The sequence below is a fragment of the Paenibacillus sp. GCM10027626 genome, from assembly GCF_042676285.1.
Lineage (GTDB): Bacteria > Bacillota > Bacilli > Paenibacillales > Paenibacillaceae > Paenibacillus_Z.
Genome location: NZ_JBHTHC010000016.1, coordinates 32,552 through 50,976, shown reverse-complemented (window position 1 = coordinate 50,976; position 18,425 = coordinate 32,552). Strand labels below are relative to the sequence as shown.

Sequence of the window (18,425 nt, the reverse complement as noted above, 5' to 3'; positions counted from 1 at the left end):
TAATGAAGACACTAAGGCAAAGGGGGCAGGAGGATTTGAAGCTTCCATATGGCATTTCGAATTTTAAAACAATACGTCAAGAGAAGTATTTGTATGTGGACAAAACCAAGTTCATTGAACCGTTAGAGAATGCCGGAAAATATGTATTCTTTATTCGTCCGCGGCGTTTCGGCAAAAGTCTGTTTCTCTCGATGCTGCAGCATTATTATGATGCAGGTGCCAGCGAAGAGTTTCAGGAGCTTTTTGGCGATCTTTATGTTGGCCAGCATCCTACCCCTCTGCGAAATCAATATTTAATCCTGAAATTGAACTTCTCAGCGTTGAACACAAATACAGCATTGGAGTTTGAGCAGTCTTTCAAGCGAAGACTTGCACAAGGGATACAAGCCTTTGTTCAGCAGTATACAAATTTACTGCCAGATGATTTGCCACGATATAATTGGCAAGGTGATCTGCCAGATGTTGCTTCTATGGTCATCAGCATTGTAGAGTTAGTCCGGCGTTGTAATCGTAAAATCTATGTTATCGTCGATGAATATGATCATTTTGCTAATGATGTTATCGCAATGGGAGATGCCCCGCTCTATAAAGAGATGATTCGGGCTGCTGGTGTTGTAAGAGATTTTTATGAAGCTTTGAAGATCGGGACCAGTAGTACTATAGACCGGATTTTTATAACCGGACTTTCTCCGATTATGTTGGATGATATGACTAGTGGATTTAACATTGCAACCAATCTTACAATTAATTTGGCGATGAATGATATGCTTGGATTCACGGATGATGATATGCGTAGTATCATTCAAAAAATTGAGGCAACTGGCCGGGAAGAACTGCTTCAAACAGAAATGAAACGTTATTATAACGGCTATTGTTTTCATGTTGATGCGACAAGGAAGGTCTACAATCCGGATATGGTACTGTATTTTTTCAATGAATGGCGTATTAGCGGGCAGTATCCCTCCCAGATGATCGATGACAACGTGAAGACAGATTATGGTCGCTTGCAGCGGTTAATTGCGAATGAACGAAATCGCAACCAGCTTGACTTCATTTTACGGAATGAAACGGTATGTACAACTATTGTAAGCAAATTTTCTTTTGATCGTATGTATGATGAAGAATATTTTGTCTCGTTACTGTTTTACATGGGACTACTCACAATCACTGGATCAAAGTATGGGCAAATGGAACTTGGCATACCCAATCTTGTTATTCGCCAGCTGTTCTGGGAATATTTCGAGCGGCGGATAAAGGAACAGACAGGTCTTCACTATGATACAACCGAACTTAGTAAAGCGGTCTGGGAATTGGCTTTTGATGGTAAGCTAACACCTTTAATAGATTTTCTTAATCAACGAGTGCTGAGTGTCCTGTCATATAGAGACCTCATACAGTTTGATGAGAAGCATTTGAAAATCTTACTATTGTCTTATGTGGCTCTATCCAACATTTACACTCCAATTAGTGAACGTGAGACAGTTAGTGGCTATACAGATATTTACTTAGAGCCTGATTTTCGACTAACGGGAAAACCATATAAGTGGCTATGGGAACTCAAGTATTTGAAAGCAAGTGATCGTAATAAGTTGGATTTAGTTATACAACAGGGGAAAGAGCAATTAAAACGTTACACAAGCAATTTAGGGCCGGATGGCGATCAGGATATTAAAATGGCTGTACTTGTACTTGTAGGCAAAGAGGAGATTGTGCCAGCTCTAATCGATCAGTAGAGAAGGGAACCGATTTTGAAAACGACAATCGGAATGCTGTTACTGCTGACGCTCGCCGTTATTTCTGCAGGATGCAGTAAAAGCGAGAGCAGCTTTGAGCCAAATACATTTTCCAATCAAGACATGTGTATAGTGAAAAAGAATGACAAGCAAGCCGCTATTTGCTACGGGATGACCCGTGCGAAGGCGGAAGAAATCGCGGGAATCGAAATGGACAGCCAGGTAGCAGTATTTTCGAACTACTCATCAGGCTTGAAAATCTTTTACCGGGATAACGCAGTCGCTGGAGTAGCATTAGTGGAAGGCTCTGAAGGCGCATATGAGACGGCGCGAGGCGCCGAGCTGGGCATGTCCAGGTCAGAAATTATGAAACTGTATGGTGAAGAATATGCAATAACGGAAACCGAGCGCAATTTGGATTATGCATATGATACGACTGCAAACAAGTTTTCAAATAAAACGGAAGCGGGCGGGAAAAGTCAGGGAGAGAGCCAGTCGATCTATCTCTTTTCCAGCTTCTACAGCGGCGAGGAGCAAAAAGCGGAAACACTGTTTCTGATCGACCGCAAAATGGCTGTTTTTATGAATTAATCAGCCCAATGTCTATTTTTATCAAATACAGACGAGAAGAATCCTTCCTCAAAGCGGAAGCTTAGGTAGGAGATGAATCGTCTTCGGACAAGGGGGGCAACTTTGCTATCTCAATTGTCCGACATGATTTTCAAGCCGTCCCTTCCCTATTTGAAATCGAACTGGTGTTCTGGTATAATGATAGATATGGGGGGATTGGAATTGAGTCTGAATACGATTACGATCAAAGTTCCTTTGTATCGGCCCACATTGGTGAAACAAGACATGTATAGAATCATGCGAGCCCACTTTTCACAAGCTAGCAACCAAGCCCTTCTGTACCTACAGGAAGGCCCAGTACGTAAGGCAACAGAGTTGGATCGCCTGCTTCGTTCCATACCACTACCATCCACGCTGCTTCAAGAAGCAAGAAAACTGGCGGTCAGCCGGTATCAAGATTGGCGGAAGTATGCCAACACCAAGGGGTTTCCTTCCTTTCGAGCAAACCTCTCGATCCTGTTTGACAATCAGAACTGGCGGCTCCGTTTCGATCAAGGACACCTGAAAATCGGCATCCCCACCATCGAAGGGCATTTAACCATCGATAAATATGTGCCTGTGAGCACCAACGATTATTCCTTATTTTGGGTGAATTACCTTCTGACCGGGGAAATGGATCCAAACAGCAAACACTATAAACCTTCGTACGAAGGAATCTCGAAACCGAAAAAAGGGAATGCGCAGCTTTTTGAGTGCAACGGGAAGTAGTATTTTGCTTTCACCCTTTCTTTTGAACTTCAGAAAACGCGGAAAACGAACAAGGCGATTGGCGTTGATCGCGGATTACGCCTCATTGCGGTTGCCGCCGATGCCGATACGGGGAACTACCTGACCTTTAACGGGAAACGTATTGGCCATATTCGCAGGCGGTATGCCCGTTTACGAAGGGAAATCCAGCAAGCGAAAAATATGAAAGCGCTCAAACGACTCGCACATAAAGAACGACGCATGATGCAATATTGGAATCATGTCATGGCCAAAAAAATCGTGCAATTTGCGCGTGCGAGCGGGGCATCCATCATCAAGCTGGAAGACCTGAGCCACATTCGTTCGATGAAAAAATATTGGAAGCGTGCAGATCGCAATATTCATGCCTGGGCGTTCTATGATTTGGAACGAAAGATCACCTATAAAGCCGCGTTAGCCGAGCTAAACGTGGAAAAGGTGAATCCCTATAAAACCTCACAGGAATGCAGTCAATGCGGAATCATTCGGAAAAACCATCGCAGGAAAGATCAATTCCAATGCTCTTGTGGCTATCACGATAATGCGGACGTCAATGCCGCCTTCGTCATATCCCGCAGACCATCTCTTGTCATATAAGACAAAACGACGGCGTAAAAAGCCGTTGTGCAGGGCTAGATACCTTGCATAAGGCACCTGACTGTGCTGAATACCTAACCGAAAAGTTCTATCCGTCACACCAAAAGGCGTTCAACATGGACGGAACTGAACCCCGGAGTTTGTTCGGATACAGAAGCAAGAGTACGAACCTCCTCTGTGATCATGAAACAAATTCCTAAGGTAACGGTAACTGAACCTGCTTCACGCTAATGAGGCGAATAAGGGGAATCCCCCGCCGCTAAAGCAAAGTGTAGGCGGGGGAGGATGTCAAAACCTATCTTTAAAAATCAAACTTCTGCATATGAGTTGAAGGCGTTATCCTAATTAAGACAATCAAGAGGGTACCAGGGGTAACGCCATGCTTAGAATAACAAACAAAATGAGGATGAAAAGTTTATTCGGTCGGATGTTTTTCTCCTTCATTTTGCTGCTGATTGTTTTTGCACTGGCAATTACAATGCTCGCGCAACAGCGAAACGCCCTATCTGCTAGCGGCGGTCAATCGCAAGCTGAAGGATGTGCTGTTTACCAACGAAAGCATTGATTCGATCTATATGTACAATGGGATGAGCAAGCTTATTTTAAGCAGCAATTTCTATGCGAAAGCAGAGCTGCCGACGGTAGAATGGCTGCGCGAGAGCAATGTTGCCAGTCTCGGCAAGGCGATACCGCGGCTGCTTAAATTGGAGACAGCTCCGAATAAATTAGAGGTTCATCCTGTCTACTCCATCTTCTACTACGATCGCTTTGAGGATAGCGGAAAGATTAGCAGTATGATCGCACTGAACGTGAAGGCTGACAGGTTGTCCGGTGCAGTTGATTCTAATGAGCCGGCAGTAAGCGACTTGTTGGCAGTGGACGGCCAGGGACTTGTTGTTTCGCCGGCAACAGGAGAATTCAGGTTTTTGCAAAATCTGTCCGCTGAAAACGATGTGCGTCAAATTATTTCTTAAGCCGGAGCATACGGGAGAAGACGAGCTGGATTTTAAGACAGGTACAGTGGCGTACCGATTTGTCGAGGATTACATGGGACGAAACGGCGCTGCCTTTGAGCTTGTCCGAATTGGTGCGGACATCGTATTGTTTCTCGGCCGGGAAGCGGATCATATGCCGCTGCAGCAGCAGCTTTTGACTGACATTGTATGGCAATATGAAATGAAAGTAACGCTCAGCATGGGGGATACGTACGAGCAGGCGCGCGATGCCTCTTTGTACAAGATCGTCTATGGAGCGGATGAGGTTTTGCTGTATGACCAAGTAGTAAGCGGCCTAAGCAATGATTTTGAATATCCGTTTGATAAGCATGAGGGGCTGCTGGAAGCGGTCAGGCTGCATAAAACAGAGCAGATCGAACCGATATTGGATGAACTGTTTGCTATTTTTAAAACTTTTTCCTATCCGGTCATTATGCTATCGATCATTGAATATTTGACCGAGCTGCGCATTAGAAAAGCAAACGAATATTTAATTGGCTCGCAAATGCCGGTCAAAGAGGTCGGCGAAAAGGTTGGGTTTCTCAATCCCTCGTATTTCGTCACCTGGTATAAAAAGCACACAGGCTTCGCGCCAACTGAATACCGCAGACAACGAAAGGCGCTTCCGTAAAGGAAGTGTTTCAAGGGGGAATAAGGCATGCGCATTCGCAAATACGACTATGTAACGCGAGAGGCTATGGCGGAGGAGGAAGGAACGGGCGGTATTCACCCTTATCACGAAATGCTGTATATTGCCTCCGGAGAGGTGATGCTGAAATGGATGGGGACTGTATATCGGGCAGTGGGGCCGGCGCTTTTTCTGCTTACGCCCAATACCCCGCATCAGCTGATTGTGACATCACCGCAAAGCAGCTACGGATTTTTGGAGCTGGAATTGGATCCGGCTGACTATTTTCCCTCCTTTGAAGAAATACAAATATGGAATGAGATGCAAGGTTATGAAGACTGGGGTACACAAGCACATGGGCATATATTCAGCTGTGTAGAACAGATGTGGGACATGCTGCGCATGCCGAAGTATTCCAGGCAGCTTCGGATTGAAGTTGCCTTGCTGGACAGCAGAAAAATATTTTTGTTCATCCATGATTTTTTGGAAAATGACACTGCTGAACAGGATGAGCGTAAAATTGCTTCAGAGGAAGCCGTTCACTTCTTGATGCGGTTCATGGAGACGGATTACAGGGAAAACATTACGTTAAATACTTTGACGCAATATGTGCATCTGAACACGTCGTATTTGATCCGGTTGTTTCATAGGGTGACGGGAATGTCGCCGCTCGGCTATCTGCAAGAATTGCGCATGAGTGCGGCGAAATCTTTTTTGTCGATGACAACCATGTCTGTACAGGAAGTTGCAGAGGCGGTAGGTTACCAAAGCATCCACTACTTCAGCAGGCTGTTCAAGCAAAAATACGGACAAAGCCCGACCCAATGGAGGAACGGAGAGCGCGGGAAAGATCGTGAATGTAAAGTTACATAATGAAGGTCAAACAGACAGCGCAGTCCTCCCGGATCGCTGTTTTTTGCTATGCACGTAAAGCGAAAGTCAATTTCGTACAAAAGTTGTGCTGCCTGAGCCCGCACTTTCAAAAAAATACCCGCCCATCCAGAAGTGAGAAAACGCCATTCCTGCAAAGACTTTTATAAGGCGATCCATTACCATAGAAACCAGGAAGAGAAGCGAAGCTAACCAAACGATCTCTTCGGTGCAATAGACGGTTACCATACTGATCGGGGGAGAGAAGGTAAAATGTGAGGTCATGCCAGTAGCATTGAAAGCGTTATCATGATCCGTTAACATGAAAAAACTTTTTAGGAGGATGAATATGTACGAAGGGAAATTCCGCAAAAAACAAGTCTGGAAGCTCGGATTGCTGTCTTTTGTCATCATTTCGCTGCTGGGTGCTGCTGTTGGCTGTGCCTCCAATAAGTCGCCGTCAAATGGAACGGCTCCCGGCAGCGATGCTGCGAAACCGTTCAAATTCACCTACGCGAGGCCGACGTGGGGGCCAGCGACGTATACGAAAGGCGGCGCGTATGAAAAGGAATTGTTCAAACGGGCCAATGTCGATATTGATGTGCGCATCATTTCCGTCATGGATTACGATGCCACCATTAAAACGACGGTCGCTTCCGGCGACATGCCGGATGTCATTTGGGGGCTTGGCCCGATCGATTCGTTCTGGAAAGATGTGCAGGATCAGGGCGGCTTTCTAAAAATCAACGAATATCTGGACCGTTATCCAGCTGTTAAAGAAGCGGTTCCGAACGGGATCTGGAAGAAGATGGCCGACGAAAAAGGAGATATCTATTTCATTCCCAATCTGATTTACCCGGTTGTGCCTTTCTTCATTAATTACCGGGCCGATATTTTCGAGCAGCTGGGGATTGCCGAGCCGACGACGATCAAGGAGTTCGAAGCGGCGTTGGAAACGATAAAAAATAGCGGGCTGGATGTCGTGCCGCTAACACATGGCAATACCAGCCTGACCTGGGCCGCTAAGGACATTGCTACCTCATTGGGGACGACTGGCGGCTGGGTGCCTTCGCAGGAAGATCCGAACAGGCTGGTACCACCGGAAATGCAGGAAGCGCATGTGGACTTTGTATTCTGGCTGCAGGATCTGAAGAAGCGAGGCCTGCTGGATGAGGAAGTGGGCGTCAATCCCGATTCGTCATTCGGCGAAACGAAATTCAAGAGCGGACGCGCAGCTGTTATGCTCGGCCATTACCCTAATACGACTGAGCTTAAAAAGGCTGTGCCGAATGCAAAAATCAAAATTATGGGCCCGCTAACCGGCCCGAATGGCGAGCAGGGCGGAACGCGGGTTGTCTTTCCGCAGGACAGGGGCTTCTATATTAATGCGAAAGCGAAAGATAAAGCGGAAGGGATCTTTCAATTTTTGAATTGGACCTTGACCGAAGGGGCTGAATTTAGACGCTACGGGATTGAAGGCAAGACGTACAATATCGATGCAGAGGGACGAAAGGTTCCGATTCCGGACGATCAGCGGGAAAATGAATATAAACTGGCGCAAATCGAGCCGTTGAAATTTATTGATCCGATGAGTGAAAAGCTGGATTGGGAGGCCAAGGAGCTTGAGTTTATCGGACTCGGCATGCAGGACCAATTCGACTATTATAAAAGCAAATTTGAGCAGTATACCGCTACTACCTACTACGATTACAAAGACCCGACTGTCACATCGCCTACCCAAGCGGAAATTGGTCCGCAAATTTGGGAGGATTATATGGGCAAAGTGGATGGCAGCATATTGACTGATTTCAAGGTGACCAAGGAAATGTGGAAGCAGGCGCGTCAGAAATGGCTGGATGCAGGCGGACAAAAAATTGCCGATGAAGTCAACGAGCTGCAAAAAGATAAATCCAAACCGAATTATCTTGAATAAATAACATTTTAGCGGGGCAGGGGCTGGCTGGTTCAGGGCCATGCTCCCCTCATTCAATAAGAAAGGAGCAGCCCATATGAGTACGGAAGCCGCATATTCTGGACCTGACAGGACACGGAAGCCAGGGAGACAGCAGAAAAGCAGGCTTGGCACTCGCATCTGGAAATCGCGCTACCTCTATCTGCTGATTTTGCCGACGATTATCTATTTTGCGATTTTTACTTATGCGCCCTTCTACGGCATAAGCATTGCCTTTAAAGATTACAAAATTATGGCGGGCATATGGGATAGCCCGTGGGTCGGCTTTAAACATTTTGCAGCGATTTTCACCTCGGAGAAATTCCCGTATTTATTGAAGAACACGATTATTATCAGCTTATACCGGATTGCATTCGGCTTCCCGGTTCCGATCCTGTTCGCCTTGCTGCTTAATGAGGTTCGGAGCATTTGGTTTAAACGCTCGATTCAGACGATTACGTATTTTCCCCATTTTCTGTCCTGGGTTGTCTTTGCCGGTATCATCTATAATTTTATCGGCCCGAACGGCATCATCAACCTTCTGCTTGTCAACGCAGGCTTCGAAAAAATCAATTTCACCACGAATGAGGAGCTGTTCCGCTCAATTGTCGTTGTAACGGCCATTCTGAAGGAGTTTGGCTGGGGGGCGATCATTTATTTGGCGGCACTGGCCGGCATCGATTCGCAGCTGTATGAAGCGGCCAAGATCGACGGAGCGGGTAAACTGCGGCAAATCTGGCATATCACCTTGCCGGGGATCAGGCCGATTATCGCACTGCTTTTCTGCTTGCAGCTGGCCGGCATTTTAGATGCCGGATTTGATCAAATTTTCATGTTTTTAAACCCTGCTGTCTATGATGTAGGGGATATTATCGACACGTATGTATATAGGCTGGGTCTTCTGCAATCACAATTCGAGATGGCGACAGCTGTCGGGTTGTTCAAAGGGGTCATTGGCATGATCTTCATCATTACCGCCAACTCGTTCATACGCAGGATGGGAGAGAAATCATTATGGTAGAGCAGACTGCCGGCATCGAGTCCGTTCATTCTGAGAAGGAACTGGCAGGGATGAACAAATTGGATGCCAATCCTTGGTGGGTACAGACGATCATCTATCTGATTTTGATTGGAGCCGGTTTAATTACGCTTGTGCCGATGGTGAACGTATGGGCGATCTCGTTTAGCGAGGCGCATGAAGTATTTGCGAATCCGATGATGCTGTGGCCCAAATCGTTCACTTTGGAGGCGTATCATTATATTTTCAATACAAAAGTATTATTGAAGTCGTTTGGCATTACGGTCTTCGTTACCGTCACAGGCACCTTTCTGAATCTCGTGTTTACGGCGACAGGGGCTTACGGGCTATCAAAAACGTATGTGCCGGGCCATAAAATATTGCTTTGGATCGTCATCATTCCAATGCTGTTCGGAGCCGGCTTGATTCCAATGTATATGCTGCTGAAAAATATTGGTCTGCTAAACAGTGTATGGGTGCTGATTTTGCCGCAGCTGGTTGCCTCATTCAATCTGATTCTAATGCGGAACTTTTTCTGGAGCATACCGGAAAGCCTGGAGGAATCGGCGCAAATCGACGGGGCTTCAGAGCTGCGCGTACTATGGAGCGTCATCCTGCCTTTGTCCAAGCCGGTAATTGCGACAGTTGGCCTGTTTTATGCGGTCGGGCACTGGAACGATTTTTTCACCGGATTGTTCTTTATCAGCGATAACAGCAAGTGGCCGCTGCAAATGGTGCTGCGTTCGATCATTATCGATTTCAACATGCTCAATATGGGTACTCAGAGTACAAGTGCGATGAATGACGCCAGCAAGATGGTCGTTCAGCCGGAAAATATTAAAGCTGCTACGATCATTTTTGCCATCGTGCCTATTTTGGTCGTTTATCCTTTTCTGCAAAAATATTTTGTGAAAGGCATTATGTTGGGCTCGGTAAAAGGCTAATTTCCCGGATGAGATAAGGAGGAAATAAAAGATGGACATGACGAGAAGAAAGCTGCTTGTATCGCTTGGAATGGCAGGGGCTGCGGTAGCCGCAAGCACGGTTGTTGGCGGAAGAATCGGGTATGCCGGCGCTGCTGGTTCTGCTGAGGAGTGTGTAGCTGGTAGTAGTTGCGTGATGATGGTAACTATTGCCGAGCTGCGGGCCGAAGCTGCTCCGGCAGGAGAGCTGTATGCCGTTACGGATCAAGGCCGTGAGGGATTATTCCGTTATGATCCGGCAGATACGGCGTCAGGCGACAATGAAGGACTAGTGCTCGTGTCCGTGAGTGGCAAACGATATAAAAGAGTTTGTGACGATGTCATCAATGCCCACTGGTTCGGGGCGAAGGGCGACGGCATACAAGATGACACGTCCGCCATTCAGCTTGCAATCGATGCCGGGCCGGGAACGGTCCTTTTGCCCCGCGGCACCTACCGGGTCACCGCTCCGATCAGCTTGCGCGGACGGAATGTCATTCTGGCCGGGGAAGGGATCGATGTTACCGTAATTGAGGCGTCTGCCGTGATGGCAGCAGTCATTGATGCCGATGAGACCAGCGATGTGAGAGTGTCGCCGTTCGAGATTCATCATCTGACGGTCAACGGCGGTCAAGCGGCGGCAGCAGGCGTTAAAATAAGATACCGCCATCTCGTCAAGCTGTGCAGCGTCCGCATTTGGAACGCAGGGGACGGCCTGCATGCCAAGGACACATGGCTGACCTCCTGCGATAACTGCTTGTTCGAGCATTGCGTCAACGGGGTTTATCTGGTCGGCTCCAATCATCGCAGCCAATTCAGCGCTTGCTCCTTTCAGGGCAATACAGGATATCAGCTGAGAATTGATCAGCTCGGAACAGGAGGCGACGGCAATGATGCGCTGGTATTTGCAAACTGCGATTTCGAATTTAGCGGGACGGGCGGCGGAGGCATCTATTTCGACGGCGGAACGGCCTCTTTTCAGACCTGCTATATCGGAGAAGGCATCGATAAGGAGATATTCCGGATGAAGGGCGGACTGGTGAGCGTTGACGGCGGTATCTTTTTTTACGGAAAAACGGCGGACAGCTTCGGTTTTTGGCTGGATGGCGGGACGATCACAGTTGCGGGGGCAAAAATCGCGCCGCAAACTTATTTCGGTTTTCAGACGCTGACCAAATATAACGGGGGCAAAGTCAGCTTTAGCCGTGTAAGCGGAGCGACGCCCGTAGGCGGGGATCAGGTAATGGCCGGCGACCCGCTTGATTATGGACCGGCATATCCGGTGTTTGCGGAACGGCTGGGCAAGTCGTATACGGCCAATTCCTCCAATGCTACGATCACAAATACGGTGGCTGCCAACGGGAGAAAGGTGACTTGCACGGCGCCGCTTGGCGTCAATCCTGTCATATCGCTTTATTCACCGTTAGTTTCCACGGCCTGGCGGGACGGGGAGGAGGTATATCTTGTCGTTAACTATGCCTCGAACAAAACGGTAAAGGTCGGCTTGTTCGGCGAAACGATGGGAGCTGCCCCGGCCCGGCTCCTGGGGTATATGCCAAACAGCAGCGGACTCAATCAGACGTATGTGAAGTTTGATTCCACGTTCAACGCGGGAGGCTATACGGTGTTGGAGTTTTATGTGGACAGCGCGCAGGCTGGGGATTACATCCAGATCAACGAGGTGTTCCTGGCCGATTCGCGCATGGTGGCCAAAGGGAGAGGCAATTTCGGCAACCTGTATAAATGCTGATAGGTGACGGTAAGCAAAACCTCAATGAACAAAATGGCAGGATGCTGTGGCAATAACATGTAGTTCCAGAAAACGATCCTGAGTCGTCTCTAAAGCGGCCCGGGATCGTTTTGATTATGTAGATATGAAAAGACAAGGGAAGATATGAAACTGTTTCTATTCGAATCGTCCGCCGCTTTTTACAATGGAAGTGTATTCCATAAATTGTACAGGAGGGACGAATGATGAGGAACGCATTGTTCACCGTGTTGACGTGTATGATGGCCGCTTTGCTCGCAGTAGGCAATTTCGGGCTTCCGCCGGATCGGATCGCTTACGCCGCGGAAACAAAGATTGTACTGACGCCATCGATGGTGACAAACGAGTCGGGACTTGGCGATGCAACGCTGCTTGTGGATGAGCAGGCGCTGGCCGGCGACCCGGCGAACGGAACGGGCGGCGCGCCGGTGACGAGCTGGCAGGCCGGTTGGAATGCGTCGCTTTATCCTGCGCAAGCGTATATCGACCTCGGTCAGCTTTACGACTTGACCAGCATTTATTTAAGGGACACGTATGACATGTACCCGATTACGATCTCTGCAGGCAGCCCCGGCAACTGGACCGAGCTGTTCACCGATCCGCTGACCGGGTGGATGACCTGGGACGCGCACCCGGTTGACGTGAAGACGCGGTATGTGCGCGTCATGCTGCACGATCCGCGGGTGAACATGAGCGAGATCGTGCTGTATGGCACGCCGGCAGACGGAGGCGGAGGCGGAGATACAATTGCGCCGGCTGCAGTAACGGATCTTGCGGCAACTTCATCGACTGCGAGTACGGTCAGCTTGACGTGGACGGCGCCCGGCGACGACGGGATGACCGGCACAGCGTCTTCCTATGATATCCGGTACAGCATGAGCGACATTAAAGCAGCCGACTGGGCATCCGCCACGCCGGCTGTCGGCGCGCCGGCTCCCGCTCTCGCCGGCACCGCTCAATCGATGACCGTGACCGGGCTGAGTCCCGCCACGACCTACTATTTTGCGCTCCGCGCCAAAGACGGGGCCGGTAATGAAGCGGATCTGTCTAATGTGGCGAGTGTTACGACTGCTACTACCAACGATACGATCCCCCCAGCGGCCATTAAAACGCTGAAGGCCGTCTCCTGGACGTCCGATTCGGTTACGCTGGCCTGGACGGCGCCGGGCGACGACGGCATGACTGGACAGGCAAGCTCATACGAGATCCGTTATGGCGATAAAACGATCGTCGATGGAAAAACCTCTCAGCCTGACGTATGGTCCGAGTCCGCCGTGTTCAACCAGACGGCGGTGCCGAAGCCGGCCGGCGGCGCAGAAACGATGACCGTGACCGGGCTTTTGCCGGGCACGTTCTACAGCTTCGCCATCAAGACGAAAGATAAGGCTGGCAATACGTCGGCTTTGTCCAACTCGATCGCGGTCCGGACCGATCCGAATCCTGCCGACATGGAATCGGGCATGTTGACCGAATGGTACGACGACACAAGCTTGAGTTCGTTCCAGGGACGCGTTATCTACGACCGGTTCGACTGGAAGAGCTGGCTGCAGCCGAACGAAGTGAAGCAATTCGGCTTGCGGGCGACCGCCCGGGTGAAGCCGGCATATTCTCAGACCTACACTTTCTACACGAAGGGTTCCTCCACTACAGGCGTGCGTCTGTGGGTCGGCGGTCAATTGCTGGTCGACACGTGGAACAATCCGACCGCAACGGAGCAATCCGCTGCGCTCGCTCTTACGGCAAACCAATTCTATGATGTTCGCTTAGAGATGAAAGGAACCGATCGCGCATCGTTTTTACAGGTCTATTGGTCGAGTCCCGGCCAGGCCAAGGAATTGCTCAAAACGCCGAAGCTGACTGCATTGCCGGACTCGATTCCGCCGAACGCGATCACCGACTTGACGGCCGCGCCGTCGGGAAAGTCGTCCGTGCAGCTTGCCTTTACGGCGCCGGGCGACGACGATATCGTCCTGCCGGGATTGAGTACCGCCTGGGGAAGGGTGGCGACCTACGAGGTCCGCTACAGCACTGCGGAGTCAATTACAGCAGATAACTGGGATCAAGCAACGAAAGCGACCGTGTACCCGGTTTCCAAAAAAGCCGGCGATGCCGAATTGATTGCGGTAAACGGACTTCGCGCCGGTACGACGTATTATTTTGCGGTTAAGGGAGTGGACGAGGCGGGCAATGCTTCGGCCGTCTCCAACCCAGTGTCGGCAATGACAGCCGGCACGGCGGATACGATCGCTCCCGGTACCGTCTCCAATCTGACGGCCTCCAATCCGACGCTGACGACCGTCCAACTGAACTGGACCGCGCCGGGCAACGACGGCTCGACAGGCAAGGCCGCCAGCTATGAAGTCCGCTTCGGCCAATCGTCGATCAATGCGACCAATTGGGACGCCGCGACTCGGGTAATCGGGGCGCCGGAGCCGGCTGCTGCGGGCACTGCACAATCGATGACAGTGCAAGGCCTCCGTCCCGGCACCACTTATTCTTTCGCGCTGCGAACGTCTGACGAGGCGGGCAACGTGTCGGCGATTTCCGCTCCGGCCTCAATCACGACGCCAGTAGCGCCGGGCGGGTACATCATCGCCGGGGCCTCGTCGATGGATTTAATTGTGAAACCGGCCGAAGCAGGCAAAGTTTACTACGCGGTGTATAACGCGGCGCAGACGCCGCCGACCGCGGCCGCGCTCAAAGCGGCGGCGCAAGGAGCGAATGGCGGAGCGCTGGTCAAAAACGGGGTCATGCCGGTCGACCAGGCGGGAGCCGAAACCGTTCGCACGATCGGCAAGCTGGCAGACAATGCGACCTACTATACGTATTGGGTGGCGGAAGGACAAAGCTCCGGCCTCGGCACGGTGTATAGCTCGACGAATACGCTTGCGGCCAGGCAGCGTCTCGTGCAATTTACTTCGCCGCTCGCCGGCGTAGGTACGGTTCAGTATTTGCTCTACATGCCGGAGGAGGCATACCGCAATCCGAACGGCGCATACCCGATGCTGCTATTCATGCCCGGCGGCACGGAGGAAGGGACCGATGCGGGCAAGCTGACGACGAACGGGCCGGCCAAGCGAATCAAGAATGGCGACGAGATGCCATTTATCGTTGTCACAGCGCAGTCCAAAGGAACGCCAAACACGCGGTGGTACACGCCGGGCTACGCCGATCAGTTCGTAAACCATGCGATGGGACGCTTCCCGGGTGATCCGAATCGTTTGTATGTCACCGGCCTGAGCAACGGCGGGGGCGGAGCGTACTACTACGCAACCGAGCATCCCGAGAGAGTAGCCGCACTGCTGCCCGTAGCGCCGCAGCTGAAAAACCATGACGCGACTGGCTATCCGTCGTTTATGACGAAAGAACTGGCCGCCCGGCTGAACGGTATTCCGCAGTGGACGTTCACCAACTCGAACGACGGCACAATTATGAGAAACTGGGTTGAGAAACCGATTCGCTTTCTGGTGGACAGCCCGAATCCACCCGTCCTGTCACCGATGCTGACCGTCTATCAGGAGAACGCTCATTCCGGATGGGAGGAAACATACGCCAATCCCGATATTTATACCTGGATGCTACAGCAATCCAAGTAGACTGCCAAACCGGATTTGAAAGCTAAATTCCATAGGAGGGTGAACAATGAGAAAAGCGGTACGGACTGTAATTGCTGTTTGGCTGGGTGTAGCGCTGTGTTTCGGGAGCGCAGCAGCCGCTCCGGACGGCGGAGCCAGTGGGAGCGACGAAGCGGCCGCTCCCAACAGGATTGCTGGTATGGAGACAAAAATCGTACTAACGCCGTCGATGGTGACAAACGAGTCGGGACTTGGCGATGCGACGCTGCTTGTGGATGAGCAGACGCTCTCCGGCGACCCGGCGAACGGAACGGGCGGCGCGCCGGTGACGAGTTGGCAGGCCGGTTGGAACGTGTCGCTTTATCCTGCGCACGCCTATATCGATCTCGGCCAGCTTTACGACTTGACGAGCATTTATTTGAGGGACACGTACGACATGTACCCGATTACGATCTCTGCAGGCAGCCCCGGCAACTGGACCGAGCTGTTCACCGATCCGCTGACCGGGTGGATGACCTGGAACGCGCACCCGGTTGACGTGAAGACGCGGTATGTGCGCGTCACGCTGCACGATCCGCGGGTGAACATGAGCGAAATCGTGTTGTATGGCACGCCGGCAGACGGAGGCGGAGATACAACTGCGCCGGCTGCAGTAACCGATCTGGCGGCAACTTCGTCGACTGCGAGTACGGTGAGCTTGACGTGGACGGCGCCGGGCGACGACGGAATGACCGGCACGGCGTCTTCCTATGAAATCCGGTACAGCACGAGCGACATTAAAAAAGCCGACTGGGCATCCGCCACGCAAGCTGTCGGCGCGCCGGCTCCCGCTCCCGCTGGCACCGCTCAATCGATGACCGTGACCGGGCTAAGTCCCGCCACGACCTATTATTTTGCGCTCCGCGCCAAAGACGGGGCCGGTAACGAAGCGGATCTCTCTAACGTGGTGAGCAAAGCGACTGCGCCCGTTTCACCCAGCACAAAAATTCCGCTGACCGCTTCGATGATTCTAAATGAGGCGACCAACGGCGACGCGACTTTGCTGGTCGACGAACAGGACCTCGCTGGGGATCCGAAAGCGGGGGCAGGGGGACATCCGGTTACGTATTGGAATCCGGGATATTTTGAAGGTTACTATCCGGCAAGCGCCGTCATCGACCTAGGGACAGATTATCAATTGACCGACGTCTACTTGTATGATGGGAGCGGCGGCGGCAAGATGTCCGTATTGGCAGGAACGCCGTTCAATTGGACGCACCTGTTTGACGACCCGCTGTCGCAGCAGAACAAGTGGATCGCGCATCCCATAAACATTACAACCCGCTACGTTCAGGTCAAATTCGACGGATGCTGCCGCAATATGCACGAAATTGTACTTTACGGCACGCCGCTTGGCACGCCGGCCCCGCCGCCGGCGTCGACGCCGCATACGCCGCCGACGATGGATCAACTGATGGGCGTCAACGCGTTCATCGACGATCCGCAGGACAAGATGCAGGCTGCAGGCTTTGTACGGGAATATCACAACTGGTTTTGGGACGAAGGGGATGCCTGGGACTTTCAAAATCATTCGACCGTGTATCCCGGCTATCCGAATAACGCGAACAAGTTCAACCCCAGCTACGGTGGCGGAGGCGGCTGGAACTTTGACGCCTATTACCAAAGCCTGAAAGGTGCCGGTTTGACGGTAGTGCCGGCAATCCAGGGCAGCGTCGACTGGCTGTCCGACGGGTTTGGACACAAGCCGGTTTCATCGGGGAAAGATGCCTTGCTGCCATCGTCCTATGCCGAGCATGCCGACCATATGTTTCAGTTTGCGGCTCGCTATGGCAGTACGGTCGTTGCTGACAGCAAGCTGAAGCTTGCTGCGGGCCAGGCAAGAAGCACCGGGCTGAATACGCTGCAATATTTCGAAGACTGGAACGAGCAAGATGCGAACTGGTCCGGGCGGATGTCCTATTTCACGCCGTATGAATATGCGGCGATGGCCAGCGCGGACTATGACGGCCACCAGGGGGCGATGGGGAATACGTACGGCGTGAAGAATGCCGATCCGAACGCGAAGATGGTGATGGGCGGACTGGCCGATCCTGATCTGGACTATATCAAGGCGCTCAAGTTCTGGTCCGACTGGAATCGCCGAGGAAGCCTGCCGTTCGACGTGGTCAACGTCCACTTGTATAACAACAAGCCTTCTGGATCCGGATATGTGGGCATCAGTCCGGAGGAAGGAAAGTTCAAGGAGCAGCTTGAGCAATTCGTCGATTACCGCAACCGCTACTTGCCGGGCAAGGAGATGTGGATTACCGAATTCGGCTACGATACGCACCCGGGATCCGATCAACGCTCACCTGAAATCGGACCCAATTCGCAGTTCGAAGTGCAGGCGCAATGGCTCGTGCGCTCCTATCTGGCGGCGGCAGCGGCCGGTGTTGACAAGGCGGTCATGTTCATGCTCCGCGACGAGCAGTATATTCCGGAAAAATTCCAGAACAGCGGGCTGATTACCAACAAGGCGACCGGGAGCGTGCCGAAAATTTCCTGGTACTACGTCTATACGCTCAAAAACCGGTTGAGCGGTATGCGCTATCTCGCCGAGGAGAATTCCGGCAATGCCAACGTCAAAATCTACAAGTTCAAAAGCGCAAACAGCTCGAGCGGGGCTTACGTCATCTGGTGTCCGACGAGTAACAATACGACAGTGAACGGCTATCAGCTTCAACTTGCCGGGACATCGACCAGCGCGACCCAGGTTGCGCTCGCAAACGGGAATACGAACGGCGTGCAATCCAACTTGACAATCAGCGGCGGCAAAGTAACGGTGAACGTCAGCGAGCGGCCGATCTTCGTCATGGTCGACAATATTCAGTAAAACTGCGAGCGGCGTCTCCCTGCAAAGGGGGGCGTCGCCGACGTGTTTCCCTGGAACTGACGATTGCCGAACATGCGCTATCCCGGACTTGGAAAAATTT

At 51.3% G+C, this 18,425-nt stretch carries 12 protein-coding genes and 1 pseudogene; all 13 read left to right on the top strand.

What is annotated here, in order from left to right:
- The first annotated feature begins 35 nt into the window (after positions 1 to 35).
- The 13 genes and pseudogenes from ACFQ0N_RS26215 to ACFQ0N_RS26155 all read left to right on the top strand — a co-directional run bounded on the left by ACFQ0N_RS26215 (position 36) and on the right by ACFQ0N_RS26155 (position 18,325).
- On the top strand, positions 36 to 1,733 hold the full coding sequence (locus ACFQ0N_RS26215) for an ATP-binding protein (protein ID WP_379331918.1): 1,698 nt from the start codon (positions 36 to 38) through the stop codon (positions 1,731 to 1,733).
- 15 nt (positions 1,734 to 1,748) lie between these two features.
- The gene (locus ACFQ0N_RS26210) at positions 1,749 to 2,324 is read left to right on the top strand and encodes a hypothetical protein (protein WP_379331916.1); all 576 of its coding nucleotides are present in this window, start codon (positions 1,749 to 1,751) and stop codon (positions 2,322 to 2,324) included.
- Positions 2,325 to 2,525: 201 nt separating this feature from the next.
- On the top strand, positions 2,526 to 3,071 hold the full coding sequence (locus ACFQ0N_RS26205; RefSeq protein ID WP_379331914.1) for a hypothetical protein: 546 nt from the start codon (positions 2,526 to 2,528) through the stop codon (positions 3,069 to 3,071).
- Between the two features lie 21 nt (positions 3,072 to 3,092).
- Positions 3,093 to 3,686: pseudogene (locus ACFQ0N_RS26200) on the top strand (RNA-guided endonuclease TnpB family protein); the annotation flags it as partial.
- A 461-nt stretch (positions 3,687 to 4,147) separates the two neighbouring features.
- Positions 4,148 to 4,660, top strand: coding sequence for a hypothetical protein (locus tag ACFQ0N_RS26195; RefSeq protein ID WP_379331912.1), 513 nt, complete (start codon positions 4,148 to 4,150; stop codon positions 4,658 to 4,660).
- The gene (locus ACFQ0N_RS26190) at positions 4,638 to 5,312 is read left to right on the top strand and encodes an AraC family transcriptional regulator (protein ID WP_379331910.1); all 675 of its coding nucleotides are present in this window, start codon (positions 4,638 to 4,640) and stop codon (positions 5,310 to 5,312) included. The genes ACFQ0N_RS26195 and ACFQ0N_RS26190 overlap by 23 nt, the downstream gene beginning before the upstream one ends.
- A gap of 27 nt (positions 5,313 to 5,339) precedes the next feature.
- A complete protein-coding gene (locus ACFQ0N_RS26185; RefSeq protein ID WP_379331908.1) occupies positions 5,340 to 6,182 on the top strand; it encodes a helix-turn-helix transcriptional regulator in 843 nt (280 codons plus the stop codon).
- Between the two features lie 346 nt (positions 6,183 to 6,528).
- Positions 6,529 to 8,112, top strand: coding sequence for a type 2 periplasmic-binding domain-containing protein (locus tag ACFQ0N_RS26180; protein ID WP_379331906.1), 1,584 nt, complete (start codon positions 6,529 to 6,531; stop codon positions 8,110 to 8,112).
- A 76-nt stretch (positions 8,113 to 8,188) separates the two neighbouring features.
- Complete coding sequence (locus ACFQ0N_RS26175; protein ID WP_379331904.1) at positions 8,189 to 9,151, top strand: ABC transporter permease; 963 nt, start codon at positions 8,189 to 8,191, stop codon at positions 9,149 to 9,151.
- On the top strand, positions 9,145 to 10,092 hold the full coding sequence (locus ACFQ0N_RS26170) for a carbohydrate ABC transporter permease (protein WP_379331902.1): 948 nt from the start codon (positions 9,145 to 9,147) through the stop codon (positions 10,090 to 10,092). Before ACFQ0N_RS26175 ends, ACFQ0N_RS26170 begins: the two co-directional genes overlap by 7 nt.
- A gap of 31 nt (positions 10,093 to 10,123) precedes the next feature.
- Positions 10,124 to 11,860, top strand: a complete 1,737-nt coding sequence (locus tag ACFQ0N_RS26165; protein ID WP_379331900.1) for a glycosyl hydrolase family 28-related protein — start codon at positions 10,124 to 10,126, stop codon at positions 11,858 to 11,860.
- Between the two features lie 221 nt (positions 11,861 to 12,081).
- Positions 12,082 to 15,474: a fibronectin type III domain-containing protein gene (locus ACFQ0N_RS26160; RefSeq protein ID WP_379331898.1), complete on the top strand. Its 3,393-nt coding sequence runs from the start codon at positions 12,082 to 12,084 to the stop codon at positions 15,472 to 15,474.
- 46 nt (positions 15,475 to 15,520) lie between these two features.
- Positions 15,521 to 18,325 (top strand): fibronectin type III domain-containing protein, encoded by a 2,805-nt coding sequence (locus ACFQ0N_RS26155; protein WP_379331896.1) that lies wholly within the window; start codon positions 15,521 to 15,523, stop codon positions 18,323 to 18,325.
- The last annotated feature ends 100 nt before the right edge of the window (positions 18,326 to 18,425 follow it).